18 protein-coding genes are annotated in these 26,516 nt (G+C 63.1%); 8 read left to right on the top strand and 10 right to left on the bottom strand.

Annotated elements, in window-relative coordinates; genetic code table 11:
• Positions 1-39: 39 nt before the first annotated feature.
• Together IB277_RS25700 and pdxY are read right to left on the bottom strand one after the other, a co-directional pair.
• Positions 40-693, bottom strand: coding sequence for a carbonic anhydrase (locus tag IB277_RS25700; RefSeq protein WP_034800167.1), 654 nt, complete (start codon positions 691-693; stop codon positions 40-42).
• 129 nt (positions 694-822) lie between these two features.
• On the bottom strand, positions 823-1,704 hold the full coding sequence (gene pdxY / locus IB277_RS25695; protein WP_060609297.1) for a pyridoxal kinase PdxY: 882 nt from the start codon (positions 1,702-1,704) through the stop codon (positions 823-825).
• Positions 1,705-1,989: 285 nt separating this feature from the next.
• Here pdxY and IB277_RS25690 point away from each other — a divergent pair, with 285 nt between their 5' ends.
• Positions 1,990-6,783 (top strand): NAD-glutamate dehydrogenase, encoded by a 4,794-nt coding sequence (locus IB277_RS25690; protein ID WP_090295186.1) that lies wholly within the window; start codon positions 1,990-1,992, stop codon positions 6,781-6,783.
• Between the two features lie 132 nt (positions 6,784-6,915).
• Complete coding sequence (locus IB277_RS25685; RefSeq protein WP_090295185.1) at positions 6,916-8,343, top strand: MFS transporter; 1,428 nt, start codon at positions 6,916-6,918, stop codon at positions 8,341-8,343.
• Positions 8,344-8,398: 55 nt separating this feature from the next.
• Here IB277_RS25685 and purH read toward each other — a convergent pair whose 3' ends face one another.
• From purH to htpX, 4 genes are all read right to left on the bottom strand, one after another.
• Positions 8,399-10,009 (bottom strand): bifunctional phosphoribosylaminoimidazolecarboxamide formyltransferase/IMP cyclohydrolase, encoded by a 1,611-nt coding sequence (purH, locus tag IB277_RS25680; protein WP_192372016.1) that lies wholly within the window; start codon positions 10,007-10,009, stop codon positions 8,399-8,401.
• A gap of 223 nt (positions 10,010-10,232) precedes the next feature.
• The gene (locus tag IB277_RS25675; protein WP_110819700.1) at positions 10,233-11,918 is read right to left on the bottom strand and encodes a heparinase II/III family protein; all 1,686 of its coding nucleotides are present in this window, start codon (positions 11,916-11,918) and stop codon (positions 10,233-10,235) included.
• A 213-nt stretch (positions 11,919-12,131) separates the two neighbouring features.
• Positions 12,132-13,544 (bottom strand): RsmB/NOP family class I SAM-dependent RNA methyltransferase, encoded by a 1,413-nt coding sequence (locus IB277_RS25670; protein WP_060521511.1) that lies wholly within the window; start codon positions 13,542-13,544, stop codon positions 12,132-12,134.
• Positions 13,544-14,503: a zinc metalloprotease HtpX gene (htpX, locus tag IB277_RS25665; protein ID WP_110819701.1), complete on the bottom strand. Its 960-nt coding sequence runs from the start codon at positions 14,501-14,503 to the stop codon at positions 13,544-13,546. Before htpX ends, IB277_RS25670 begins: the two co-directional genes overlap by 1 nt.
• A gap of 125 nt (positions 14,504-14,628) precedes the next feature.
• Here htpX and IB277_RS25660 point away from each other — a divergent pair, with 125 nt between their 5' ends.
• Positions 14,629-14,829: a DUF1674 domain-containing protein gene (locus IB277_RS25660; protein ID WP_034800155.1), complete on the top strand. Its 201-nt coding sequence runs from the start codon at positions 14,629-14,631 to the stop codon at positions 14,827-14,829.
• Positions 14,830-14,953: 124 nt separating this feature from the next.
• Here IB277_RS25660 and acs read toward each other — a convergent pair whose 3' ends face one another.
• Positions 14,954-16,903 (bottom strand): acetate--CoA ligase, encoded by a 1,950-nt coding sequence (gene acs, locus IB277_RS25655; RefSeq protein ID WP_060583722.1) that lies wholly within the window; start codon positions 16,901-16,903, stop codon positions 14,954-14,956.
• A 227-nt stretch (positions 16,904-17,130) separates the two neighbouring features.
• Between acs and IB277_RS25650 the strand changes: the two genes are divergently transcribed.
• Positions 17,131-17,832, top strand: coding sequence for a DUF1013 domain-containing protein (locus IB277_RS25650; protein WP_034800153.1), 702 nt, complete (start codon positions 17,131-17,133; stop codon positions 17,830-17,832).
• 75 nt (positions 17,833-17,907) lie between these two features.
• Here the strand turns inward: IB277_RS25650 and IB277_RS25645 are convergent, their stop codons facing one another.
• Positions 17,908-18,294, bottom strand: coding sequence for an ectoine synthase (locus tag IB277_RS25645; protein ID WP_110819702.1), 387 nt, complete (start codon positions 18,292-18,294; stop codon positions 17,908-17,910).
• 143 nt (positions 18,295-18,437) lie between these two features.
• On the opposite strand from IB277_RS25645, the gene IB277_RS25640 reads away from it, so the two are divergent.
• Positions 18,438-19,304, top strand: coding sequence for a LysR substrate-binding domain-containing protein (locus tag IB277_RS25640; protein ID WP_110819722.1), 867 nt, complete (start codon positions 18,438-18,440; stop codon positions 19,302-19,304).
• 43 nt (positions 19,305-19,347) lie between these two features.
• Here IB277_RS25640 and IB277_RS25635 read toward each other — a convergent pair whose 3' ends face one another.
• A complete protein-coding gene (locus tag IB277_RS25635; protein WP_110819703.1) occupies positions 19,348-21,255 on the bottom strand; it encodes a propionyl-CoA synthetase in 1,908 nt (635 codons plus the stop codon).
• A 112-nt stretch (positions 21,256-21,367) separates the two neighbouring features.
• Positions 21,368-22,027: a YggS family pyridoxal phosphate-dependent enzyme gene (locus IB277_RS25630; protein WP_060583727.1), complete on the bottom strand. Its 660-nt coding sequence runs from the start codon at positions 22,025-22,027 to the stop codon at positions 21,368-21,370.
• A 223-nt stretch (positions 22,028-22,250) separates the two neighbouring features.
• Here IB277_RS25630 and leuS point away from each other — a divergent pair, with 223 nt between their 5' ends.
• From leuS to holA, 3 genes are read left to right on the top strand one after another with little or no spacing between them, the layout of a single operon-like run.
• A complete protein-coding gene (gene leuS, locus IB277_RS25625) occupies positions 22,251-24,878 on the top strand; it encodes a leucine--tRNA ligase (RefSeq protein ID WP_034800149.1) in 2,628 nt (875 codons plus the stop codon).
• Positions 24,865-25,389: an LPS assembly lipoprotein LptE gene (gene lptE, locus IB277_RS25620; RefSeq protein WP_034800148.1), complete on the top strand. Its 525-nt coding sequence runs from the start codon at positions 24,865-24,867 to the stop codon at positions 25,387-25,389. The genes leuS and lptE overlap by 14 nt, the downstream gene beginning before the upstream one ends.
• Before the next feature lie 11 nt (positions 25,390-25,400).
• A complete protein-coding gene (holA, locus tag IB277_RS25615) occupies positions 25,401-26,435 on the top strand; it encodes a DNA polymerase III subunit delta (RefSeq protein WP_034800147.1) in 1,035 nt (344 codons plus the stop codon).
• Positions 26,436-26,516: the final 81 nt, after the last annotated feature.

Here is a 26,516-nt window from a genome sequence, read left to right as displayed (position 1 = left end):
GCCCGGTTCGAAAGAGCCGGGCCTTTTTTTGCTGACCGCTTACATTCCCGGGCGGGAAAAATCGCCCGTCACCGGGTCCATCACCCAGAGTTCGCCGGTCGAGATGTCGAACCAGGCGCCGTGCAGGTGGAGCTTGCCCTTGGCCTCGAGGATCTGGACGCACGGGAAAGTGCGCAGATTGGCAAGCGAGTTGCGGATCGAAACTCGCTCGAGCGCACGCTGGCGCTCCGCCTGCGTCATCACGTCGTTGCTCTGGATCTGCTCAGCCGCGGGCCTCAGCAGATGCATCCAGCGACCGATGAAATCGCCCGGTGACAGAGGCTCCGCATCGGGATCGAGTGCCGCTTTGATACCACCACAGCGGCCATGGCCCATGACGACGATGTCGCTGACGCGCAGCGACTGCACGGCGAACTCGAGGGCCGCCGAAGTGGAGTGGTAGTGACCATCCGGCTCGTAGGGCGGCATGAGATTGGCGACGTTGCGCACGACGAAGAGTTCGCCCGGGCCGCTGTCGAAGATCGTTTCCGGCGCAGCACGCGAGTCGCAACAGGCAATCACCATCGTCTTCGGCTTTTGACCGGTTTCCGCCAGCGCCTTGTAGCGTTTCTGCTGCTCGCTGAAGCGACCGTTCATGAAGTTGTGGTAGCCGTTCAGAAGATAGTCCGGAAAACGCTGCTGCTGCTTGTCCATCGATTGCTCCGCTCGTGCTTCAAGGCGGCATGGCCGGCTTTCGCCCACCTGCGCCTCCGTCATGAAAATGATCGCGATCTAAAATTCAATCCACGATGCCATAGGGGTGGCGGTCCGTGAACAGCTTCTTCACTTGCGCCGCATCTGATTCGGATGAACCAGTCGGCGCATCTGCACCATCGCCATTGGCGTCGATAGGCTCGACGCGTCCTGCTCGATGGTCAGTTCATCCGCGCCGCGCTTGACGCTCCGCGCGATGATCTCAAATACGCTCGCAGTCGCCATCTGCAAGGCACGTTCCTCTGAAAGTCCTTCAAGGATCCGGGCGAGAAACACCGCCGCCAACAGGTCGCCCGTACCATTCGGCGGGTTTTCGACCAAACGATGTTCGGCAAGCAGGGCGTGGTTGCCCGAGAGAAAGAGATTACCGGTCCCGCCGCTCATCATCGGCACGGCAGACGTCACCAAGACGCGGGCCGGACCGAGGCCGAGCGCTGCGTCAAGGATCGCCGTGTTCGTCTCCAACGTCGCCCCGGCAAGCCAGGCAAGCTCGTAACGGTTCGGGGTCGCGAGATTTGCAAGCGGCAGCAACCGGTCGCGAATGGCAACCGCCGTGGTTTCCGGCACATAGAGACCGCCAGCATCGCCGATCACGGGGTCGCAGGCGTAGATCAGTTTGGGATTGCGCTCCTTCAGCGCCGTCACCAGCCGGGCCACGCTTTCGGCCTGTCCGGCCGAGCCTAGGTAGCCCGAAAGCACGGCGCGCACCTCTCCGGCCCAGGGTGCTGCCATGAGGTCATCGATCACCGACCCGAAATCCTGATCGGAAATGGTGACCCGCGTCGAGCGGCCGTGGCCCGGGTGCCAGGGGAGGATGACGGTCGGGAGGGCCCAGACTGGATGCCCCAGAGTTTCGAGCGCGAAGACCACGGCCCTGTTGCCCACCTTGCCGCGCACGACATGGCTCGAGATGACGATGACGGCGCCGGGCAGGGAAGGCATTTCGGGCATCGACCAGTCCAATCCTACGATCTCGAAACTCTGTTCACCCGACTGTCACCCCCCTGTCAACAGCCGATGTCAGATAGGCTCCGGAGAAGCCTCTGGCGTTTTCGTGCTTTTTCTTCGATTTTCGAGCAATTTTCGCGAAATTACCTTCGATTTAAATGGATTTAAGCTGTTTTCACGTGAAATTCTCCGATTTTGGGCTCGATTTTGCCGAAATCAGCGTAAAAAGCGGTCGCCATTAGCCATGGTTCTGATAGGGTTTGGCCTATCATGAATGGGAGAGACTTCATGGGCGTGAAATACAATCCGAAGCGGGACAGACACATCGACGCAGCGAAGGCGGCCGCCATCAAACTGGGCGTCGAGGCGCTGGCGCCGGAGATCCTCTTCGGTGGGGCCAGCAACGATGACCTCGATCTCTATTCGGCGGACATGCTGGCGCTGACGGCCGCCCATGCCTATCAGGAACTCGCCCGCTGGGATGGCGGCAAGCCGCAGGTTTCCGTCGAAACCGTCGCCGGTGTAGCACCTGGCGGCACCGAGGTGTCGATCATCGCGGTCACCGAACGCAACATGCCGTTCCTCTATGATTCGGTCATGGGGGAAATCACCAGCACCCACCGTGACATTCACCTCGCGATCCACCCCATCCTGGTCAAGGAACCGGGCAAGCCGGCAAAGCTCTTCGATCCCGAAGAGGAAAGCGATCCGTCGCACCGCGTCAGCCACATCCAGATCCATCTGACGAAGCTCGCGCCGGTCGAGGCCGAACAGCTCAGCAACCGCATTCGCGACGTGCTGGAGCAGGTGCACCAGGCTGTGCACGACTGGCCAGCGATGACCGCGCTGCTCGATCATGCGATGCAGGAGCTGGAGGCCTATAACGCCTCGCGCAAGAAGAGCGACCGCGACGAGGCGCTTGCCTTCCTCCGCTGGTTGCGTGACAACAACTTCACCTTCCTCGGCATGCGCGAATACACCTATTCCGGTAAGGGCGGAAAGGCGATGGTCGAGCGCGGCAAGGGCAGGGGCCTCGGCATGCTCTCCAATCCCGATGTGCGCGTGCTGCGCCAGGGCAAGGACGCGGTGCTGACTACGCCTGAAATTCTCGCCTTCCTCGAAAGCCCGGATTTCCTGATCGTCACCAAGGCCAACGTCAAATCGGTCGTCCATCGCCGCGCCTATATGGATTATATCGGTGTCAAGCGCTTCGACGCCGACGGCAATGTCGCCGGAGAACTGCGCATCGTCGGCCTCTTCACCTCCTCGGCCTATACCCGCCAGGCGGCCGAGATCCCGCTTTTGCGCCACAAGATCGAAAAGATCGTCGATCACTTCGGCTACGATCCGCAGAGCCATTCCGGGAAGATGCTCGACAACACGCTCGAATCCTATCCGCGCGACGATCTCTTCCAGATCGATGTCGGCCTGCTCGCCGCTTTCTGCGAACAGATCAACGAACTCGGCGACCGGCCGCGCATCCGAGTACTGCCACGCATCGACCATTTCGACCGCTTCGTCTCGGTCATCGTCTTCGTGCCGCGCGAACAGTACGATTCGGATGTGCGCGAAAAGATCGGCGACTACTTGAAGACGGTCTATGACGGTCGCGTCTCCGCCTACTACCCGGCCTTCCCGGAAGGGGGCCTTGCCCGCGTCCACTTCATCATCGGCCGCTCCGCCGGCAAGACGCCGCGCATTCCGCAGGCCAAGCTCGAAGAAGCCGTTCGCGGCATCGTCACCCGCTGGATCGACCGGTTCGACCTGCTTGCCCGCAAGGACGGCATCGAGCTCGATGTCGACAATGCCTACCAGTCGTTCTTCACGCCGGCTGAAGCCTATGCCGATCTGGCCGACATCGCCGCCTGCAAGGGCCCGGATCCGATCCGCATCGAGTTCTACCACTATCCGCGCGCCGTCTCGCGGCCGGACACCGCCGAGCTCAAGATCTTCCACGCCAGCGAACCCGTGTCGCTGTCGCGCCGCGTACCTTTGCTTGAAAACCTCGGCTTCCGGGTCATCAGCGAACAGACCTACGACATCGGCGTCAATGCCCACGGCGAAGAGAAGCGCAAGGTCGTGCTGCACGACATGGAGCTGATCCATCGTGATGGCCTTGCGCTGAACCTCGAAAAATCCGGCCCGGCGCTGGAAGAGGCGTTCCTGGCCGCCTGGAACGGCGCGATCGAGGACGACAACTTCAACCGGCTGATCCTGCTTGCGGGCCTCAACGCCCGCGAGGTGACGGTGCTGCGCGCCTATGCCCGCTATCTGCGACAGGCCGGCATCACCTACTCTCAGGGCTATATCGCCGACACGCTGAACAAGTATCCGGCGATTGCCGCCGATATCTTCAAGCTGTTCGTGACCCGGATGGATCCGCAACTCGAGGAAAAGCCGCGCGCCAAGAAGTGCAACGCGCTGCTGTCGGCGATCGAGGACGCGCTCTCGGCCGTGCCGAGCCTCGACGAGGACCGGATTTTGCGACGCTACGTCAACGCGATCGAAGCGACGCTCCGGACCAACTACTTCCAGCATGACGCCGACGGCAAGCCGCGCGCGGTACTCGCCTTCAAGCTGGACCCGAAGCAGCTCGACGGTCTGCCGGAACCGCATCCGTTCCGCGAAATCTTCGTCTACGGCACCGAGGTCGAAGGCGTGCACCTGCGCTTCGGCAAGGTCGCCCGCGGCGGCCTTCGCTGGTCGGACCGCGCCCAGGACTACCGCACGGAAGTGCTCGGTCTGGTGAAGGCGCAGCAGGTCAAGAACGCCGTTATCGTGCCCGTCGGCGCCAAGGGCGGCTTCTATCCGAAGCTGCTTCCGGCGGGCGGCACCCGCGACGAAATCTTCAAGGCCGGCACCGAAGCTTACAAGACCTTCATCCGCACGCTGCTGTCGGTCACCGACAACATCGTCGGCCAGGATGTCGTACCGCCGGCCGACACGCAGCGCCATGACGGCGACGACCCTTACTTCGTCGTTGCTGCCGACAAGGGCACCGCGACCTTCTCCGACACGGCCAACGGCCTTGCACAGGAAGCGGGCTTCTGGCTCGACGACGCCTTCGCATCGGGCGGTTCCGCCGGCTACGACCACAAGAAGATGGGCATCACCGCCCGCGGCGCCTGGGAGACCGTCAAGCGGCACTTCCGTGAGATGGACACCGACATCCAGACGACGCCCTTCACCGTTGCTGGCGTTGGCGACATGTCGGGCGACGTCTTCGGCAACGGCATGCTTCTGTCCGAGAAGATCCGCCTCATCGCAGCCTTCGATCATCGCGATATCTTCATCGATCCGAATCCGGATATCGATGGGTCCTTTGCCGAGCGCAAGCGCATGTTCGACCTGCCGCGTTCGAGCTGGCAGGACTATGACCGCAAGACGCTTTCGAACGGCGCGATGATCATCTCGCGTGCCGAGAAGTCGGTGACGTTGACGCCTGAGGCGATGGCCGCCATCGGCCTCGACAAGCAGAAGGCAACGCCCTTCGAGATCATGAACGCGATCCTGAAGAGCCAGGTCGACCTGCTCTGGTTCGGCGGTATCGGCACCTATGTGCGCGGCAGCAACGAAACGGACGCCGAAGTTGGCGATCGCGCCAACGACGCCATTCGCGTGGCAGCCGAAGAGGTCCGCGCCCGCGTCATCGGCGAGGGCGCCAACCTCGGCGTCACCCAGAAGGGCCGCATCGGCTTCGGCCTCAATGGCGGCCGCTGCAACTCGGATGCCATCGACAATTCGGCGGGCGTCAACTCCTCCGACGTCGAGGTCAACATCAAGATCGCGCTGGCTTCCGCCATGCGCGATGGTCGCCTGACCCGTCCGAAGCGCAACACGCTGCTCGCCTCGATGACCGAGGAAGTGGGCCACCTAGTGCTGCGCAACAACTACGAGCAGTCGCTGGCGATCTCTCTGACCGCCATGCAAGGGCTCGGCAACCGCACGACGCTCGGCCGGCTCATGACCCGGCTGGAGGCCGACGGCCATCTCAACCGCAAGGTCGAGACGCTGCCGACCGACCAGGCCATGACCGAGCGTTACCAGGCGGGCAAGCCATTGACCCGCCCGGAGATCGGCGTGCTGCTCTCCTACTCCAAGCTCGTTCTCTTCGATGAGCTGATTGCGAGCGAGCTGCCCGACGATCCGTACTTCACGGCGACGCTCGAGCGTTACTTCCCGGGCAAGATGCGCAAGGCCTATGCCGGCGATATCCACGGTCACCGCCTGCGCCGCGAAATCATCGCGACGATCCTCGCCAACGAGGTCATCAACCGCGGTGGTCCGGCCTTTGTCTCGACCCTGACGGACGCCACCGGCTTCCTCTCGGCCGACGTCGTCAAGGCGGCGGTGCTGGCGCTCGACGGCTTCGACCTGCCGCGGATCTATGACGAGATCGACGCGCTCGACAACAAGATCGGCGGCGGCCTGCAGAACATCCTCTACCAGGAAGTCGGCCGCATCTTCACGCTCGTCACCGAGCGGGCGCTGCGCACCCATGCGGCGACCGGCTCGGTCTCCGAGGCCGTATCGCGCCTCGGCGACGGCCTGCAGAAGCTGCGTGCGACCATGCGCACTGCAGTGTCCGGCGAGAGCGCCGAAGAAGCCCGGTTGAAGACGGCAGCCTTCGTCGAGGGTGGCGTTCCCGCCAAGCTCGCCGAGGAAATCTCGGAACTGGCGCTGATGACGCTGGTGCCCGAGATCATGCAGATTGCCGCAGAAACCGGCGAGACGCTGAGCCGCACGGCGCAAGGTTATTTCGCCGTCACCGACACGCTTCGCATCAACCGTCTGCTGGCGGCATCCGATCGCGTTCCGGCAACCGAGCAGTTCGAGGCCATGGCTCTGTCACGCGCTGTATCCGATATCGCGGCGGCACGCCGGGATATCACCGCGGCAGCCCTGCGCGAGCAGAAGAAGGAGCGCAGCCCGGTTGCGGCCTGGGAAGAAAGCGAGCGCGTCCGTGTCGCCCAGGCGACTGGCCAGCTGCGCCTTCTGACCGAGAAGGGTGAAACGACGCTTGCCAAGATCACCGTCGCTGCAGGTCTCCTCAACGACCTGGCACGCGGAAGGGCCAAGTAACGGTACCAAAGAGGATGCGGGCAGTTTTTTCGCCCGCGTCCGGTTCCAGACCTTTTGGAATCGGTTCAATTGAAGATAGGCTGCGCCGCGCGTTCGAGGGGACGCGTGGCGCAGTCGTTTCGGGAGGGGACTTTGCAGATTTCGGCCGGGGGGACTGAAGACCAGCCACGCACGTCCCGTGCGGGCATCGGCGGCTGGATGCTGTTCGACTGGGCCGCGCAGCCCTTCTTCACCGTCATCACGACCTTCATCTTCGGCCCCTATTTCGTATCGCGGCTGACGGAGGACCATGCGGTCGGCCAGGCGATGTGGGGCTACACGCTCACGGTTTCGGGCATCATCATCGCGGTTCTTTCGCCGGTGCTCGGCTCGATCGCCGACGCCACCGGGCCGCGCAAACCCTGGATCGCCTTCTTCGCCGTCATCAAGATCGCATCGCTGGCTATGCTCTGGTTCGCAGCCCCCGGCTCGCCGATCCTCTATCCGGCGATCTTCATGATCCTCGCGACGGTCGCGGCCGAGTTCTCGATCGTCTTCAACGATTCGATGATGCCCCGTCTGGTGCCGGAGAAGGACGTGGGGCGCATTTCCAACATCGCCTGGGGGCTCGGCTATCTCGGCGGCATGATCGTGCTGGTCGCCGTCGTGGCCTTGCTTGCCGGAAGTCCTGAGACCGGCAAGACGGCGCTTGGCATCGACCCTCTGTTCGGCCTGGATCCGGCAAAGGGGGAGGATGCACGCATCACCGGCCCGATCTCCGCCGTCTGGTACCTCGTCTTTATCCTGCCGATGTTCCTGTTCACGCCCGATGCCACCAAGGCGGCAATGTCGCTCGGCAAGGCAACCGTCACTGGCCTCAGGGAGCTCAAGGGCACGCTCGTCGAGCTTCGGGAAAGGCGTGGGATCCTGCGCTTCCTGATCGCGCGCATGGTCTTCCAGGACGGCGTCAATGGTCTGCTGGCACTCGGCGGCACCTTCGCGGCCGCGATGTTCGCCTGGCAGACCCTGGAGCTCGGCGTCTACGGCATCATTCTCAACGTCGTCGCGATCGGCGGCTGCCTCTGCGCCAGCTGGCTGGATGCGCACCTTGGCTCCAAGGTGATCGTCACCGCCAGCCTGATCTGCCTGACGATTGCCACGATCGGCATCGTCTCGACAGGCCCCGGCTTCACGCTGTTCGGGCTGCTGCCGCTGTCGATGGAAGATACCGGCGGCCTGTTCGGCACGGCCGCCGAAAAGGCCTACATTCTCTACGGCCTGCTCGTCGGTGTCGCCTTCGGCCCCGTTCAGGCCTCGTCGCGCTCCTACCTCGCCCGCAGCGTCAGCCTCGACGAGGCCGGTCGCTACTTCGGCCTCTATGCGCTGTCCGGCCGGGCCACCTCGTTCCTCGCCCCCGCATCCGTTGCCACGATCACGCTTGCCACCGGCTCGGCACGGATCGGCATGATGGCGCTGATTGCTTTTCTGGTGATCGGCCTGCTGATCCTTCTGCGCACGCCCTATCCGGCCGATGACGGTCGCAAAAAAGCCGCCGCATCCTGGGGAAGCGACGGCTTCTGACTGTTGGGCCTTAGCGGCCAATTCCGGACAGACGCCCAGCGCCCGCCCGACGATCTTAGTGGCGGAAGTGGCGCATGCCAGTGAAGACCATGGCGACGCCATGCTCGTTCGCAGCCGCAATCACCTCTTCGTCACGCATGGAGCCGCCCGGCTGGATGACGGCCGTAGCACCCGCGGCGATCGCCGAGAGCAGGCCGTCGGCAAACGGCAGGAAGGCTTCGGAGGCAACGGCCGAACCCTTGGTGAGCGGCGTTGCAAGGCCCAGCGCTTTTGCGGCTTCTTCGGCCTTGATCGCGGCGATGCGGGCGGAATCGACACGGCTCATCTGGCCGGCGCCGATGCCGGCCGTCTGGCCGTCCTTGGCATAAACGATCGCATTCGACTTCACGTGCTTGGCCACCTTGAAGGCGAACTTCATGTCTTCGAGTTCCTGGGGCGTCGGCGCGCGCTTGGTGACGACCTTGAGTTCGAGATCCTCCACCATGCCGTTGTCGCGCGTCTGCACGAGCAGGCCGCCCGAGACGGTCTTTGCGGCAAGACCCGGAATGCGCGGATCCGGCAGGCCACCGGTCGCAAGCAGACGCAGGTTCGGCTTGCGGGCAATCACGGCCTTGGCCGCATCGCTGACCGAAGGCGCGATGATCACTTCGGTGAAGAGCTTGACGATCTCTTCGGCCGTCTCCGCATCGAGCTCCTGGTTGAGCGCGATGATGCCGCCGAAAGCCGAGGTGGAATCGCAGGCAAGCGCTCGGCGATAGGCTTCGGCAAGCGTCGGCGCGGTCGCGACGCCGCAAGGGTTGGCATGCTTGATGATCGCGACCGCCGATGCCTTCTCGGGCAGGAACTCGGCCACCAGCTCGAAGGCGGCATCCGTGTCGTTAATGTTGTTGTAAGAGAGCTGCTTGCCCTGCAGCAGCGTCGCGGTGGCGACACCCGGGCGGTTCTCTCCGGTGAGATAAAAGCCCGCCTTCTGGTGCGGGTTTTCGCCGTAGCGCATTTCTTCCTTCAGGACGCCGCCGATGACGCGATGGCGCGGCATCGGGGTGTCGAGCGCCTCGGCAAACCAGTTGGAAATGGCCGCGTCATAGGCGGCAGTCCGGGCATAGGCCTTGGCGGCCATCTTCTGGCGGAAGGCATAGGTCGTCTTGCCGGAAGCAAGCTCTTCGAGCAGCACCGGATAGTCGGCCGGATCGGTGACGATCGTCACATAGGCATGGTTCTTGGCCGAGGCGCGGATCATCGCCGGGCCGCCGATATCGATGTTTTCGACCGTCGTCGGGTAGTCGCCGCCCTTGGCCCTGACCTCTTCGAAGGGATAGAGGTTGATGATCGCGAGGTCGATGGCGGTGATGCCGTGCGTCGACATGGCCGCAACGTGATCGGCATCGTCACGGATCGCCAAGAGGCCACCGTGAACGCCCGGATGCAGCGTCTTCACGCGGCCGTCCATGACCTCGGGAAAGCCGGTCAGCTCGGAAACGTCGCTCACCGGCAGGCCAGCCTCGGAGAGTGCCTTGTGGGTCCCGCCCGTCGAAACGAGCCGGATGCCCTTTTCGTTAAGGGCGCGCGCGAGCTCGACGACGCCCGTCTTGTCGGAGACGGAGAGGAGGGCGGTGCGGACCGTAACCTCGTTCGGGGCGGGGATTTTCTTGGAGGCGACAGCCACAACCATGCTCCTTTGGCGGCGCCGGACGCCCCGGGAGGAAGCTCCGGCGGTTGAGATGGCTGCCCGTTAGCATAGCTTGCCGGGCGAAGGAACCTCGCCGGGCCTGAAGATCGCGATGAATCTGGATCGGATCGATCCAAATTCTTCAATGCGATCGCTCCTGAAACGCGAACGGAAAACTTGAGGCGCTTTCTTGGGCGTGCCCGTCGTCAAGACAGAAGGCTCAGTTCGCGCGTGAAAACGTCCACTGGATCTCCGGCTGCTGCGCAATCGCAAAGGTCACCGTCAGCTGCTGCGAGGCCCGGATACCCGAAGGATCGGCAAAGAAGATGTCCTCCTCGACGGCAAGATCACCATCCTGGCAGGCAAACAGCCAGATCTCGCCATCCGGCGCCGTCAGGAAGATCTCGCGGGCGCTGTTCTGGCGAATGGCGACCGCCGGGTGAATGTGGAACCGCGCCACGGCAATCGCGGTATCGCTTGCCTCCGGGTCGCTGCCGTCGGCGCGCGACAGCCGGTCGCGACCGCGGACCATGCGACCGCCGTTCAAAACACCGATACCACGCTCGTGGACCAGGCCGAAGGCGGCAAGATAGCCATCGTGGCTTGCGGTCACCGACTCGAGCCCGCCCGCTTCGTCCTTGCGGGCCGCCGCCACGTGCTTGACGCCCGACGTCATGATCGGTCCGAGAAAGCGCGATTGCGAGAAGCGCGACGACGACGTGTCGTTGACCGTCACGGTCGAATGGGCAGCCGTCATCCGCGCCATCTGGCGGAATCGCTCCCCGGCAAACTTCGGGGCGCCGGAATTGACGACGAAGCGCGTCTTGCCCGAGGACATTTCGAAGGACAGGCAGCCGGCATGGGCACTGCGCGACAGGTCTACGGAAAGCGGCCGGCCGGTGTCCATAATGACAACGGTGTTTTCCATGGCCATACGTTCGTAGTGGGCGTGCGGCAGGGAGCGGAAGGGTTCGCCGGCCGTCTCGTCATAGCGCAGCACCGACGCCAGTTCATGCGCCAGAACCGAGGTAGCACCATTAAACAGCGCGAGTTCGCCGCCCTGGTGCCGGAAGAAGCGCAGGGCCGGGTACATCCGGTCGATGCAGGGAATGAGGCGCGACGGCACGTCATGCCCGAGATTAACGTAGGTCTGGCGGAGTGGCAGCAGATCCAGCAACAGCTCAAGGCCCGCGCGCGGACTACGCGAGAAGTGGCTGCCGTCGGGCAGGATCTGGCGGTCGAGTTCGAGATCGAGATGGCGCGATGCCTTGCGGATGGCGCCGGGCGATGCCGGCATGGAAACCGACGCCATGGCAAGCGCAAGCCGCACCCGAAGCCTCTGCTCGCCGTCGCGCACCGTATCGGCGATATGCCTGAGATAGCGCACCTGCAGCGCCAGGCTTTTCAGGAAACGGCGGTAGAAGCCATGCTCGGCATTGCGCAGCACCACCGGCGAATGGGACAGCCAGGCGATGATGCGCTGCGCCATGATATCCGCATCCCAGGCGATGCCGCCGAGATCGCGTCCATGGGTGCCGATCCAGTCGTCGACGATCTGCCGCAGCCGGACGAAACCCGCATCCTCGCGGATCGCCCGCAGGTGCCGCAGCCAGCCGAAGGAATGCAGTCGGGCCGCAAATTCGCGCGACGGCAAATCGATCTCGAACGGCGACTCGCCCTCCGTGTCGAGCACGCGGCCGGCAAGAGGGAAGCGCCCGGCAAGAATTTCTTCCGCGACAAAGGGATCGACGGCCCTCAGATCCGTCGGCGCAACGATCAGGCGATTGGGGGTGGAGCCGGTAAAGCGCAGAGTGGAGACGCGCCCGATCGACAGGCGACGCGACACGCGGCGCCAGCCTTCACGCACATACAGGTAAGAAAGCCTTCGCCTGCCGGAAAACAACATCAACGCCGCCGGTTACCTCATTTCTGGCACGATCACTCACATCATCGGAGCGCGCCAGGACCTCGCGCCAGCGTCCGCATGGTGCCGCGAAGACCATTAAACTTTTATCAATCCTGCCATCTTTGATAGGCTTCCCGGTCGAAAGCGTCAAATGATGCGGTGAAACAGGGCCTTGAGGCCCGGTTCCAGCTGCTGAAAGCTCAGTTTGCGCTGTTATTTGCGCCGAATCACCGCCGCGTAGAAACCATCGAGGCCGCTCGAAAACGGTGCATCGAGCGGCAGCATGGCCGGCGTCGTCCGCATTTCGCCGACCTGCGTGATCGCATCCTCGAGCCCCGGCCAATCCGCTGCAGAAATCGGAACGCGCTCGTAGCTTTCGCCGGAACCGATAACCCGAGCAACGACCTCTTCGCCTTCACGCGGGTCGAGGGAGCAATTCGAGAAGACGACGGTGCCACCGGGCTTGACCACCGTCAGCGCATGACGAAGCAGCCGCTCCTGCAGGTCGGCAAGCTTTTCGATGTCTTCCGGTCCCTTGGTCCACAACACATCAGGGTGACGTCGTGTCGTGCCGGTCGAGGAGCAGGGAGCGTCGAGAAGCGCCGCATCGAACAGGGCTTCCGGCTGGAAGTCCGCCATGTTGACTTCCTTGGTCTCAGCCTCGAGCCCCAGCCGCTTGAGATTGCCCTTCAGCCGGCGCAAGCGGCTGCCGGACTGGTCCAGCGCCGTCACTTCGGCGCCGGCAAGAATGAGTTGGGCCGTCTTGCCGCCCGGTGCGGCGCAGAGATCGACGGTCCGCTTGCCCTTGAGGTCGCCAAAGAGCCGCGCAGGGATCGATGCAGCCGCGTCCTGGACCCACCAGCCGCCATCATCGAATCCGGCTAAGGAGGGGATGGACCCGGAGAATGCGCCGAGCCGCACAGAGCCGGTCGGCAGGACGGTGCCACCAAGCCGCTCGGCCCAAGCCGCAGGCTCGGATTTGACGGAAAGATCGATTGCCGCCGGCGTCAACTGCGCCTCGGCGATCTTCTCGGCCGCCGCTGCGCCGTAGTGGGCAATGAGGCGCTCGAAGAACCATTCCGGCATCGCCGGAATATGGCGCGTGCTTTCGAGAACGGCTTCCTTTTCGCGCGACAGGCGCCGCAGCACGGCGTTCACGAGATTGGCGAAGCGGCGGTTGCGCGGATCGTTCTGCGCCTGTTCGACGGCGAGATCGACGGCGGAATGATCGGGCACGTCGAGATAGAGGATCTGTGCCGCTGCCACGGCAAGCACATGCTCCAGCGCCCGCGCACCCTCCGGTAGGGGCGTCTGCAGCAGCGAGTTGATCGCAGCCTGCACGCGCGGGAGATGGCGAAGGGCGGAATTGAGTATTGCCCGGACCAGAGCGCGGTCGGCGTCGTTAAGCTCGCGATAGGCCGGGTTGCCGTGCTCGCTGTCGAGCATGCCGTCGAGCGACGTCTTGCGGTCGATAACTGCTGCCAAGATCTTCGCGGCGGCCTGACGAGCCCTCAACCCCGGCTTCTCCGGACCACGCGGCGCCGGAGCGGGCTTCTTCGATTTCGCTGCGCCGCCGTTGCGGTGCGATCGTTTCGGACGTGAATCGTTGTTGTTTTCTGCAGACATCAGGACCAGGGACCTTTGGGCGGTTCGGAACCACCGCGACCCCATCCGGTAGAGGGCACAGAGCGCGATTTGCGCACGGGATTATCAGCACGAACCGGCGGCGTCGAGACCGAAGGCATCTCCTGCGCCATCTGCTCCAGGGCCGCGATGCGGTTTTCGGTGTTCGGATGGGTCGAGAACAGGTTGTCCATGCGCTCGCCGGAGAGCGGATTGATGATGAACATATGCGCCGTTGCCGGGTTGCGCTCGGCATCGTCATTGTGGATCTGATGGGCGGCGCCTGCGATCTTCTGCAGCGCCGAAGCGAGCGCCAGGGGCTTGCCGCAAATCTCGGCGCCGCGACGGTCGGCCGAGTATTCGCGCGTCCGGCTGATCGCCATCTGCACCAGCATTGCCGCCATCGGCGCCACGATCATCGCGACAAGCGTGCCGATGAAGCCGAGCGGATTGTTGTTTTCACGGTTGCCGCTGAAGAAGAAGGCAAAGTTGCCGAGCATCGAGATCGCGCCGGCAAGGGTTGCCGTCAGCGTCATCGTCAGCGTATCGCGGTTCTGCACGTGCGCGAGTTCATGCGCCATCACGCCGGCGACCTCGTCATAGTCGAGAGCGTGAAGCAGCCCGGTCGACGCGGCGACCGCGGCATTCTCCGGATTGCGACCGGTGGCAAACGCGTTCGGCTGCGGGCTATCGATCACATAGACGCGCGGCATCGGCAGGCCGGCATTGCGAGCGAGGTCACGCACGATGCCGTAATATTCCGGGGCACTGCGCTCATCGACCTCCTGCGCGCGGTACATGCGCAGCACCATCTTGTCCGAGTTCCAATAGGAGAAGAAGTTCATGCCTGCGGCCATGACGAAGGCGATCATCATGCCGCCCCGTCCGCCAATGGCGAAGCCTACCGCCATGAACAGGGCGGTCATGACTGCAAGCAGCATGGCGGTGCGGACAAGGTTCATCAGGAGGCTCCGGGTCGTCTACGTTTCTCGTGAATCAGGGTTCCCGTCCGGGGAACGGCATCCTATATGATGGGTGCAAACACCCAATTCTTCAATATTGATGCTCGAATCCGGATACCGTTCAGATGCAGAACGACAATGACAACGCCGCCGACCGCCCGAAGAAGCCGCTGCCGCCCGCCGCTGTGCGGGCGCTGAAGGAAGCGGAAGAGCGGCGTCAGGCGGAGATCAAGAAGGAACTGCCGCAGGAGATCGGCGGGCGCGGAGGTGAAGATCCAGCCCGCTACGGCGACTGGGAGATCAAGGGTCGGGCGATCGACTTCTAAGTTCAGGTCGGGCGCCCGCGCCTGCAACCGCGATCTGAATCCGGCTCACGAAATGGTTTGACGGCCACCTGGCGACGAGAGGAGAACCGCCGCACGTCCAAGAGACGCGCGGCGGTTTTCAAGGTCAGGCCTTGTTCTGGCGGTTCGCGATCAGATCATCGACAACGGCCGGATCGGCGAGCGTCGAGGTATCGCCGAGCGCACCGAAGTCATCCTCCGCGATCTTGCGCAGGATGCGGCGCATGATCTTGCCCGAGCGGGTCTTCGGCAGGCCCGGAGCGAACTGGATCTTGTCCGGCGTCGCGATCGGCCCGATTTCCGAACGGACATGCTTCACCAAGGCGGCGCGCAGTTCGTCGTTGCCGATTTCACCAGCCATCAGCGAAACATAGCAATAGATGCCCTGGCCCTTGATCGGGTGCGGATAACCGACGACGGCCGCTTCCGAGACGAGATGATGCGACACGAGCGCCGATTCCACTTCGGCCGTACCGAGGCGGTGGCCGGAGACGTTCAAGACATCGTCGACGCGGCCGGTGATCCAGTAGTAGCCGTCCTCATCGCGGCGGCAGCCGTCACCGGTGAAATACTTGCCCTTGTAGGTGGCGAAGTAAGTCTGACCGAAACGCGCATGGTCGCCGTAGATCGTGCGCATCTGGCCCGGCCAGCTGTCGGTGATGCAGAGGTTGCCGTCGGCAGCACCTTCCAGAACATTGCCTTCGTTGTCGACGAGCTGCGGCTGAACTCCGAAGAACGGCCGCGTGGCCGAACCGGGCTTGAGATCGGTCGCACCCGGCAGCGGCGTGATCAGGATGCCGCCGGTCTCGGTCTGCCACCAGGTATCGACGATCGGCGACTTCTGCTCGCCGACGACGTTGTAATACCACTCCCAGGCTTCCGGGTTGATCGGCTCGCCGACCGAACCGAGCAGGCGAAGCGACGAGCGCGAGGCGCGCTTGACGAAGTCGTCGCCGGCGCCCATCAGCGAGCGGATCGCCGTCGGCGCGGTGTAGAAGACGTTGACCTTGTGCTTGTCGACCACTTCCCAGAAACGCCCCGCGTCCGGGAAATTCGGCACACCTTCGAACATCACGGTCGTCGCCGCATTCGCGAGCGGACCATAGACGATATAGGAGTGACCAGTGACCCAGCCGACGTCGGCGGTGCACCAGTAGACCTCGCCATCGCGGTAGTCGAAGACATATTCGTGCGTCATCGACGCATAAACGAGGTAGCCGCCGGTCGTATGCAGCACGCCCTTCGGCTTGCCGGTCGAGCCCGAGGTGTAAAGGATGAACAGCGGATCTTCCGCCTTCATCTTCGCCGGCTCGCAATGCGGCTTCACGGTCGCGATTTCCTGGTGGTACCAGAGGTCACGGCCCGGTGCCCAAGCGGTCTTGCCGCCGGTGCGGCGCACGACCAGAACCTTGTTGACGATGACATGCTGCTTGGCCGCGATGTCGATCGCCGTATCGGTGTTTTCCTTGAGCGGGACCGGCTTGCCACCGCGCACGCCCTCGTCGCAGGTGATGACGAAGGTGGACTCACAGTCGACGATACGGCCAGCAAGTGCGTCCGGCGAGAAGCCGCCGAAGACGACCGAATGGATGGCGCCGATGCGGGCGCAGGCGAGCATCGCATAGGATGCTTCCGGGATCATCGGCATATAGATGGTGACGCGGTCGCCCTTCTTGACGCCATGCTTCTTCAAGACGTTGGCAAGGCGGCAGACCTGCTCGTAGAGCTGGTTGTAGGTGATCTTCTTGTCGATATAGGGATTGTCGCCTTCCCAGATGATGGCAGTCTTTTCGCCATGCGTCTTCAGGTGGCGGTCGATACAGTTGTAGGAGACGTTGGTAAGGCCGTCTTCATACCACTTGATCGAGACCTTGCCTTTGAAGGACGTGTTCTTGACCTTGGTATAGGGCTTGAACCAATCGATCCGTTTGCCGTGCTTGCCCCAGAACTTTGCCGGATCGGAAACGCTCTCCTCGTACCACTTCAGGTAAGTGGCGTTATCAAGCAGCGTCCGGCTCTTGGCAGACTTCAACACCGGATAGATTTTGGCGGACATATTTTCCTCCCTACGCATTCCTAGTGCGGTTCGCCCCTCCTAGGGCTCCCCCGTTTCGCGCACATTCATAGCAGGTCAAATGCCCGCCGCAATTAGACAAAAGGACATTTGGAACTGAAGAATTGCAATTTCGCGACAACGACGGTATAGAGGCCCACATTTCCCGGAAATCAGTGGTAGACTCCACGGCCCGCGACACCGGCGCGGCGGACAAAAGGACTATATCCATGGCTCAGCAACTGCTTATGCCCAAGGCGACCGCCGTCTGGCTGGTTGACAATACCGCGCTGTCCTTCGACCAGATCGCGCAGTTCTGCAAGCTGCACCCGCTCGAAGTGAAGGCGATCGCCGACGGTGAATCCGCGCAGGGCATCAAGGGCCTCGACCCGATTGCGACCGGTCAGCTTTCGCGCGACGAGATCGCCCGCGCCGAAGGCAACCCCAACCACAAGCTGAAGCTGTCCGAGCCGAAGGTTCGCGTACCTGATAGCAAGCGCAAGGGCCCGCGCTACACCCCGGTTTCCAAGCGCCAGGATCGCCCGAACGCCATTCTGTGGCTGGTTCGCAACCATCCGGAACTCAAGGACGCGCAGATCTCGCGCCTCGTCGGTACGACCAAGTCGACGATCGAGCAGATCCGTGAGCGCACCCACTGGAACTCCGCCAACCTGACGCCGATGGATCCGGTAACCCTCGGCCTCTGCTCGCAGATCGACCTCGACCTCGAAGTCGAACGCGCTTCCAAGGGCCGTCCGCTGCCGACGGCTGCCGAACTCGGCCAGACACTGGAATCGGCCCAGGAAACCGAAAAGCTGGGCTTCAGCTACGAGCGCGAGGAAGAGAAGGAAATCGACGCCGATGCCGTCTTCGCCAAGCTCAAGTCGCTGAAGTCGGACCGCAAGGACGAGGACGAAGACGATCAGTACTGATCGCCGTCCAGCCCATTGAAAAAAGCCCGGATCGACGATCCGGGCTTTTTTGTTGGTCAGTGCTCAGCAACGTGCTCAGTAGGCCGAACCGGATGGATCATTGAGGTTGTGGCGCTCGGTCCCCTGAAGGGGCGGATTGAAAATGCTGACGAGGATCAGGTCTTCGTCCTTGCCGCCGCGCAAGAAATGCTTGTCGTGCTGGTCGAGCACGTAGATATCGCCCTTGTTGATCGGGAAGACCTTGCCCTGCATGTCCTCGACCTCGCCGTGCCCGGCGATGCAATAGCAGGCTTCGAGATGGTTGCGGTACTCGAGCAGCGATACCGTTCCGGCGCGCACCACCGTGTGGCAGACGGTGAAACCCATACCGTCCCTCTCGGTGAGCAGCCGATGACTGGTCCCGCTGCCCCACTCGACGAAATGATCAGTTGCTTCGATCTGCTGCAGGCTGCGGACGAACATGGGCCTCTCCATCTGTAAACATTTCTAATATCCGCCAACGGAAAAGCTCTCTCCCGCCTCGGTTGGAAGCCCAGTATCGATTGACATAGACAGGCAATCAAACGACGATTCCTCAAGGATTTGATGAGGAAAACTTACAGATGATGTTACCCCCACTCGGCATGCTGCGTGCCTTCGAAGCCGCAGCGCGTCTGGCGAGCTTCTCCCGCGCCGGTGACGAACTGCATGTGACGCACGCCGCCATCAGTCACCAGATCCGGCTGCTGGAGGCGTGGTTCGGCCGGCCGCTCTTCATGCGCGAGAAGCGTGGGGTCAGTCTGGCGCCGGAGGCGGAGAACCTGTCCGCCGTGTTGACATCGTCATTCGAGCGCATCGCCGCGGAAACGGAGTTGCTGCGGCTGAACGCCAAGGCGCAGTTGAGCGTTGCCTGCATACCCTCGATCGCCACGCGCTGGCTGATCCCGGCACTCGGCGAATTCCTGCAGCGTCACCCCGAGGTGGACGTCAAGGTCGTCTACGCGATGGCCGAGCAGCAATTGCGGGAAACCGGCTGCGACGTCCTCATCACGCTCGGCGCCGACAAGAGCGAGGGGACCCGCTCCGATCGGCTGTTCTCCCGCATCAATCGGCCGGTTGCGAGCCCCCGTTATCTCGAGCGGAAAGGCGCGTTGAGGACACCAGAGGCAATCGCGTCTGCCGATCTGCTGCACGACGAAACGACGTCACGCTGGCGCGATTGGCTGACAAGAGCAGGGCAGGAGACCACGCAGACGTTGCGTGGCCCGGTTTTCCAGGATTTCAATCTTCTGGCGACGGCGGTCATTGCCGGCCATGGCGTGGCGCTTTGCCCGGTCGAAGTCTTCCGCCGCGAAATCGAAAACGGTGACCTGGTGATCCTGTCCGATGTCGCCACCCTGGAGGACGAGAGCTACTTCCTGATCACCAAACTCACACGCTCGAAGGCGGCAGCCAGTTTCGCCGATTGGTTCGCGGCCATTGTGCACGCCTAATACGGAATGCACCTCGCAGATTCATGAGCCGGCTTACCAATCGTTATACACCGATGCCGCGCCCATGCAGCGCAACGGTGATTTCGTCGAGGATGACTGGATCGTCGATCGTCGCGGGCATCTTCCAGGGCTGGCGGTCAGCGATCTTCTGGATCGTGGCGCGCAGGATCTTGCCCGACCGCGTCTTGGGCAGCCGCTTGACGCAGATGGCCAGGCGGAAGGCGGCAACAGGTCCTATGCGTTCGCGCACGAGGCTGATGACCTCGCGCTCGATCTCCGACGTTTCACGGGAAACATTGGAGTTGATGACGAGGAAGCCGGCCGGTACCTGGCCTTTCAGGTCGTCGGCAATGCCGATCACGGCGCATTCGGCCACATCGGGGTGGCTGGCGCAGACCTCCTCCATCGCTCCGGTGGAGAGGCGATGGCCAGCCACGTTGATGATGTCGTCCGTCCGCGCCATGATGAAGATGTAACCATCCTCATCGAGGTAGCCGGCATCGGCAGTCTTGTAGTAGCCGGGAAACTCGTCGAGATAGGCCGCACGGAACCGATGGTCAGCATTCCAAAGCGTCGGCAGGCAGCCGGGCGGCAGCGGCAGCTTTACCACCACATTGCCGAGCGTACCGGCGCCAACCGGATGTCCGGCATCGTCGAGAATCTGGACGTCGTATCCCGGCAGCGGAACCGCCGGAGAACCGTACTTTACCGGCAGGAGCCCGAGCCCCATCGGATTTCCCGCCACGGGCCATCCCGTTTCCGTCTGCCACCAATGGTCGATGACGGGCACGCCGAGCGCGTTTTGTGCCCATCGGATCGTGTCGGGATCCGCCCGTTCTCCGGCAAGAAACAACGCGCGGAATTTCGACAGGTCGTATCGGCGAACGTGGGAAGCCTCCGGATCTTCCTTGCGGATCGCTCTCAGCGCCGTCGGCGCGGTGAACATCACCACGACGCCGTGTTCGGCAATGAGGCGCCAATAGGTGCCTGGATCCGGCGTGCCGACCGGCTTGCCTTCGAACAGGATCGAGGTGCTGCCGTTGAGGAGCGGACCGTACACGATATAGGAGTGGCCAACGACCCAGCCGATATCGGACGCAGCCCAGAACACTTCGCCCGGCTGCACGCCGAAGAAATTCTCCATCGACCATTTGAGCGCGACCATGTGGCCGCCATTGTCGCGCACCACGCCCTTGGGCTGGCCGGTCGTGCCCGACGTGTAGAGCACATAGAGCGGATCGGTCGAGGCGACCGGAGTACAGCCGACCTCTTCTCCCGCCTGCTTGGCCGCCGCCAAAGCCGCAGCGAAATCGAGGTCGCGTCCCTCGGTCATGGCGGCTTCCGCCATCTCGCGTTGGAAGACGAGGCAATGGGCCGGCTTGTGGGTCGCGATGTCGAGCGCCGCATCCAGCAGCGGCTTGTAGGCCACGGTGCGCCCAGGTTCGATGCCGCAGCTTGCGGACACAATGAGCTTGGCCTGGCAATCGTCGATGCGTACGGCGAGCTCGTTGGCGGCAAAACCGCCGAAAACCACGGAATGCACGGCGCCGATGCGCGCAGCCGCCAGCATAGCAACCGCCGCCTGCGGGATCATCGGCATATAGATAATGATCCGGTCGCCCTTGCCAACGCCGAGTTTCCGGTAGACGGCGGCAAGCGCTGCTACATCGCCGAGCAGAGACGCATAGGAGATGCGCTCGACCCGCCCGGTGACGGGACTGTCATAGATGAAGGCGATTTGCTCGCCACGGCCCGCGGCCACATGGCGATCCAGGCAATTGTAGCAGGTATTGGTGATGCCTTCGGCGAACCAGTGCCCATAGATGCCAGCGTCCGCATCAAATGCACGTGCCGGTCTTTCAAACCAGTCGATCGCATTGGCGGCATTTGACCAGAAACTCTGCGGGTCCGATTTCCAGCCCGCGTACACGTCGGCATAGCGACTCGCCATGTCCGTTCCTCCCTGCGCATATTGCCGGACATGTCCGGCCTCCTCGTGCACAAGGATAGGCTAATGAGAGACGAGGGGAACCCCGACGAAAGCGGTATGTGACGAACGGACCTCAGCGCGCGCCGAAAATGGCCGAACCGACGCGAACGCCGGTGGCGCCGAACTGGACGGCCGTCTCGAAGTCGCCTGACATGCCCATCGACAGCTTCTCGAGCTTGCAGGCAGCAGCCAGCTTCGCGAGCAGGGCAAAATGCGGGCCGGGATTTTCTTCCACCGGCGGAATGCACATCAGTCCCTCGATCGAAAGACCCAGCTCGTTGCGGCAGAGATCCACGAAGGCAACGGTCTCCTCCGGCGCGATGCCGGCCTTCTGCGGCTCCAGCCCGGTGTTGACCTGGACGTAGAGCCTAAGCGCCCGGCCCTGCCTCTGCATTTCGGCCGCAAGCGCGCGGGCGATCTTCTCGCGATCGACCGTCTCGATGACATCGAACAGCGCGACGGCTTCCGCCGCCTTGTTCGACTGCAGCGGGCCGATCAGGTGCAGTTCGAGACCGGATGTCTCGGCCTTCAGCTCCGGCCACTTGCCCTGCGCTTCCTGCACGCGGTTCTCGCCGAAGACCCGCTGCCCGGCGGCAATCACCGGGCGGATGGCGTCGGCGTCGAAGGTCTTGGAAACAGCGACCAGCGTGACGGCACCCTTGGCGCGACCGGCAGACTTCTCCGCTGCCTGAATCCGGCTCACGACATCCTGCAACCGTTCTTGAACTTCCATGGACCTGCTCTCCGACACGGGATTTCCAAACCACTGACCGAGCGGCTTAGGCAAAGTTGAGCCGATTGCCAAGGCCGCTCCGCCATGGACAGGCTCAAATCCGCCAAAGTGTCGCGGCAAACCCTTCAAAAACTTGACCGTCAGGCGGTTTCGTGGTGAAGGTCACCCCAATTATCATGAGGCGCCACTATGCGCCGCAGAACTTCCGGAACATCGAAAAGACATGTCTAGCGAACGATACAATCCGCGTGATGCCGAGCCCCGTTGGCAGCAGGAATGGGATAAGAACGAGGTCTTCCAGACCGAGAACGACGATCCGCGCGAAAAGTACTATGTGCTCGAGATGTTCCCCTATCCCTCGGGCCGCATCCACATGGGCCACGTGCGCAACTACACCATGGGTGACGTGGTAGCGCGCTACAAACGCGCCCGCGGCTTCAACGTGCTGCATCCGATGGGTTGGGACGCCTTCGGGATGCCGGCCGAAAACGCCGCAATGGAGCGTGGCGTGCACCCGGCCAGCTGGACCTACCAGAACATCGCCTCGATGAAGGCGCAGCTGAAGGTTATGGGCCTGTCGCTCGACTGGAACCGCGAGTTCGCCACCTGCGACCCCGCCTATTACCAGCGCCAGCAGTACCTGTTCCTGGACTTCCTGGAAAAGGGCCTCGTCTACCGCAAGCAGTCCAAGGTCAACTGGGACCCGGTCGACAACACCGTGCTCGCCAACGAGCAGGTGATCGACGGCCGTGGCTGGCGCTCCGGCGCGCTGGTCGAACAGCGCGAACTGACGCAATGGTTCTTCCGCATCACCGACTTCAGCCAGGAACTGCTCGACGCGCTCGATACGCTGGATCAGTGGCCCGAGAAGGTGCGCCTGATGCAGAAGAACTGGATCGGCCGCTCCGAGGGCCTGTCGCTGCGTTGGGAAATCGTCGAAGGCACCGCCGGCGACGCAACCGAGCTCACCGTCTACACCACCCGTCCGGACACGCTCTTCGGCGCCTCCTTCCTGGCGATCGCCGCCGATCACCCGCTGGCAAGGCAGGTGGCGGCCAGCAACCCTGAGGTCGATGCATTCTGCGAGGAATGCCGCCGCGCCGGTACCTCCCTTGCCGCGCTGGAAACGGCAGAGAAGAAGGGTATCGACACCGGTATCCGTGCCAAGCATCCGCTCGATCCGAGCTGGGAGCTGCCAGTTTATGTCGCCAATTTCGTGCTGATGGACTATGGCACGGGCGCCATCTTCGGCTGCCCCTCCGGCGACCAGCGCGACCTCGACTTCGCGCGCAAATATGACCTGCCGGTCGTTCCCGTCGTCATGCCGAGGGACGGCGATGCCGCGACCTTCGCCATTGGTGACGAGGCCTATATCGGCGACGGCGTGATGATCAACTCGCGCTTCCTCGACGGCCTGTCGACGGAAGACGCTTTCGAGACCGTTGCTTCGAAGCTCGAGAAGGAAATGCTCGACGGTGCGCCGCGTGCCGAGCGCAAGGTCAATTTCCGCCTGCGCGACTGGGGCATCTCGCGCCAGCGCTACTGGGGCTGCCCGATCCCGGTCATCCATTGCGAGGACTGCGGCGTGGTACCAGTTCCGAAAGCCGACCTGCCGGTCGTGCTGCCGCCGGACGTTACCTTCGACAAGCCGGGCAATCCGCTCGACCGTCACGCCACGTGGCGCCACGTCGCCTGCCCGCACTGCGGCAAGGACGCCCGTCGCGAGACCGACACGATGGACACCTTCGTCGATTCGTCCTGGTATTTCACGCGCTTCACCGCACCCTGGGAAGACAATCCGACCGACCCCAAGGTCGCCAACCACTGGCTGCCGGTCGATCAGTACATCGGCGGTATCGAGCACGCCATCCTGCATCTGCTCTATTCGCGCTTCTTCACCCGCGCGATGAAGGCCACCGGCCATGTTGCCGTCGACGAGCCGTTCAAAGGCCTGTTCACGCAGGGCATGGTCGTGCATGAAACCTATAGCCGCGGCGAAGGCGCCCAGCGCGAATGGGTGACGCCGGCCGAGATCCGCATCGAGGAGATCGATGGACGCCGTAGCGCGACGCTGATCGAAACCGGTGAGGAAATCACCATCGGCTCGATCGAGAAGATGTCGAAGTCGAAGAAGAACGTCGTCGATCCCGACGACATCATCGCTTCCTATGGCGCTGATACCGCCCGCTTCTTCGTTCTCTCCGATTCGCCGCCGGATCGTGACGTGATCTGGTCGGAAGCCGGTGTCGAAGGATCGCATCGCTTCGTGCAGCGCGTGTGGCGTCTGATCAGCGAAGCGGCCGAGAAGCTGCGGGCAATCGAGGCCGCCCCGGCGCTCGAAGGCGAGGCTCTCGCTGTTTCGCAAGCCGCGCACAAGACGCTGCGCGCGGTCGAGGCCGACTACGACAAGCTCGCCTTCAACAAGGCCGTGGCGCGCATCTACGAGCTCGTGAACACGCTTGCCGCACCGCTGACCCAGGTAGCAGCCGGCAAGGCCGACGCGGCCCTGGCGGGGGCTGTGAAGGATGCGACGACGATCCTGATCAACCTCATCGCACCGATGATGCCGCACCTCGCCGAGGAATGCTGGCGCGAGGTCGGGGGCGAGGGCCTGATTGCGGAACGCGGCTGGCCGGCTTTCAACCCCGCTTTGGTCGTCGAGAACGAAATCACCATGCCGGTGCAGATCAATGGCAAGAAGCGCGCCGATTTGACAATCGCTCGCGATGCGGATCAGAGTGCGATCGAAAGCGCCGTCCTGGCGCTCGATGCCGTCAAGTCCGCGCTCAACGGCAGCAGCCCCAAGAAAATCATCGTCGTGCCCCAGAGGATCGTCAATGTCGTTGTCTGATAGAGCTGGTTTCCGTATCCGGTCGATTCCGGTTCTGGCTGGCGCGCTCATGTTGACCGCGCTCGCCGGCTGCCAGGTCCGGCCGCTCTATTCCGACCCGGTCGGCACCTCGACGGCACTGGCGGCGATCGAGATTTCCGAAGCCACCGACCGTGTCGAGCAGGAAGTGCGTAACGCGCTGATCTTCCTGGCCGCAGGTGGTCAGGGCGAGCCCGTGAATCCGCAGTATCACCTAGCGCTCACCGTCACCCACCGGTCTATGGGCGTGCTCTACGATCAGGCCAAGGACCGCGCCGGCGCCGGCCGTATCGTCGTCAAGGCGGACTACAATCTGACGAAGATCGGTACGGGCGAGACCATCAAGTCCGGCAACCGCACGGCCGTTGCTCTCGTTGACTTCCCGGTCCAGGAATTTGCCAAGGTGCGCGCCGTTCGTGACGGCGAAAACCGCGCAGCCAAGGAACTCGCCGAGCTGATCCGGGCCGACATCGCCGCGGCTCTCAGCCGCTAACGGGTGTCGGCATGAGCGAGGTCAAGTCGCACGAGTTCGACTCCTTTCTCCAGAAGTCAGCCGGAATCTACCGGCTTTTCATCCTCTACGGGCCCGACCGCGGGCTCGTCTCCGAGCGTGCCACTGCAATCGCCGCCCGTTGCGGCGTGCCGCTCGACGATCCGTTTTCCCTGTTGAAGCTCGATGTCAGTGAACTGACGCAATCGCCCGGGCGGCTGCTCGATGAAGTAAACTCGATCGGCCTCTTCGGTGGAGAAAAGCTCGTCTGGGTCCGTGGCGCAGCCAATGAAAAGCCGCTGGTCGATGCGTTGCAGATCCTTTCGTCCGAGCCACCGACCGGAAGCTATGTGATCGTCGAAGCCGGCGACCTCAAGAAGGGGTCCGCACTTCGAAAGATCGGCGAGAGCGCGCGTTCGGTCGCCTGTATCGCCTGCTACAGTGACGACGCGCGCAGCCTGCAAGCGCTGATCGACAAGGAACTCGGCGACGAGAAGCTGGGCATCAGCACCGCAGCACGGCAACGATTGCTGGAGGCGCTCGGTGGCGACCGCCTGGCCTCACGAAACGAGCTGCGCAAGCTTGCGCTCTACTGCCGTGGCAAGTCCACGGTGGACGAAGAAGACGTGCTCGATATCGTTGGGGATGCCAGCGCCATCTCCGTCGACGATGCCGTCGATGCCGTGCTGAAGGGCGACCTCGATGGATTGCTGCATGCGATGCAGAAGATCACTACATCCAAGACGCCGGCCTTTCTGGTGCTGCAGGCGTGCCTGCGCCAGTTTCAGCAGCTCGATGTGATGCGCGCCGAGATGGATGCAAGCCGCCAGCAGGCGGGGCAAGTGATCGCCACGCTGGGGCGTGGGCTGCACTTTCGCCGCAAGCCGATCGTCGAGGCAGCCTTGAAGCATTGGTCGAGCCCGGCCATCCGCCGCGAGCTCAATCGCCTGCAGACGACTATCTTTCAGAGCCGCAGCCGTGCAAGCCTGGAGGAAAGCCTGGTGCTGCAGAACCTGATGGCGATCGCGGTGCAATCGGCGCGACGCTGACCTGCCTCTGTCGATCCAGTCCCGTTGCCGCAGCCTAGTGTTCGAATTTCGCCAACAGGTCTTCAGGCTGCATGAGGGAGA

It is taken from the genome of Ensifer sp. ENS07 (genome assembly GCF_014852185.1).
GTDB lineage: Bacteria > Pseudomonadota > Alphaproteobacteria > Rhizobiales > Rhizobiaceae > Ensifer > Ensifer adhaerens.
Note: the sequence above shows the minus strand (reverse complement) of the source record. Positions and strands in the feature narration are given on the sequence as shown.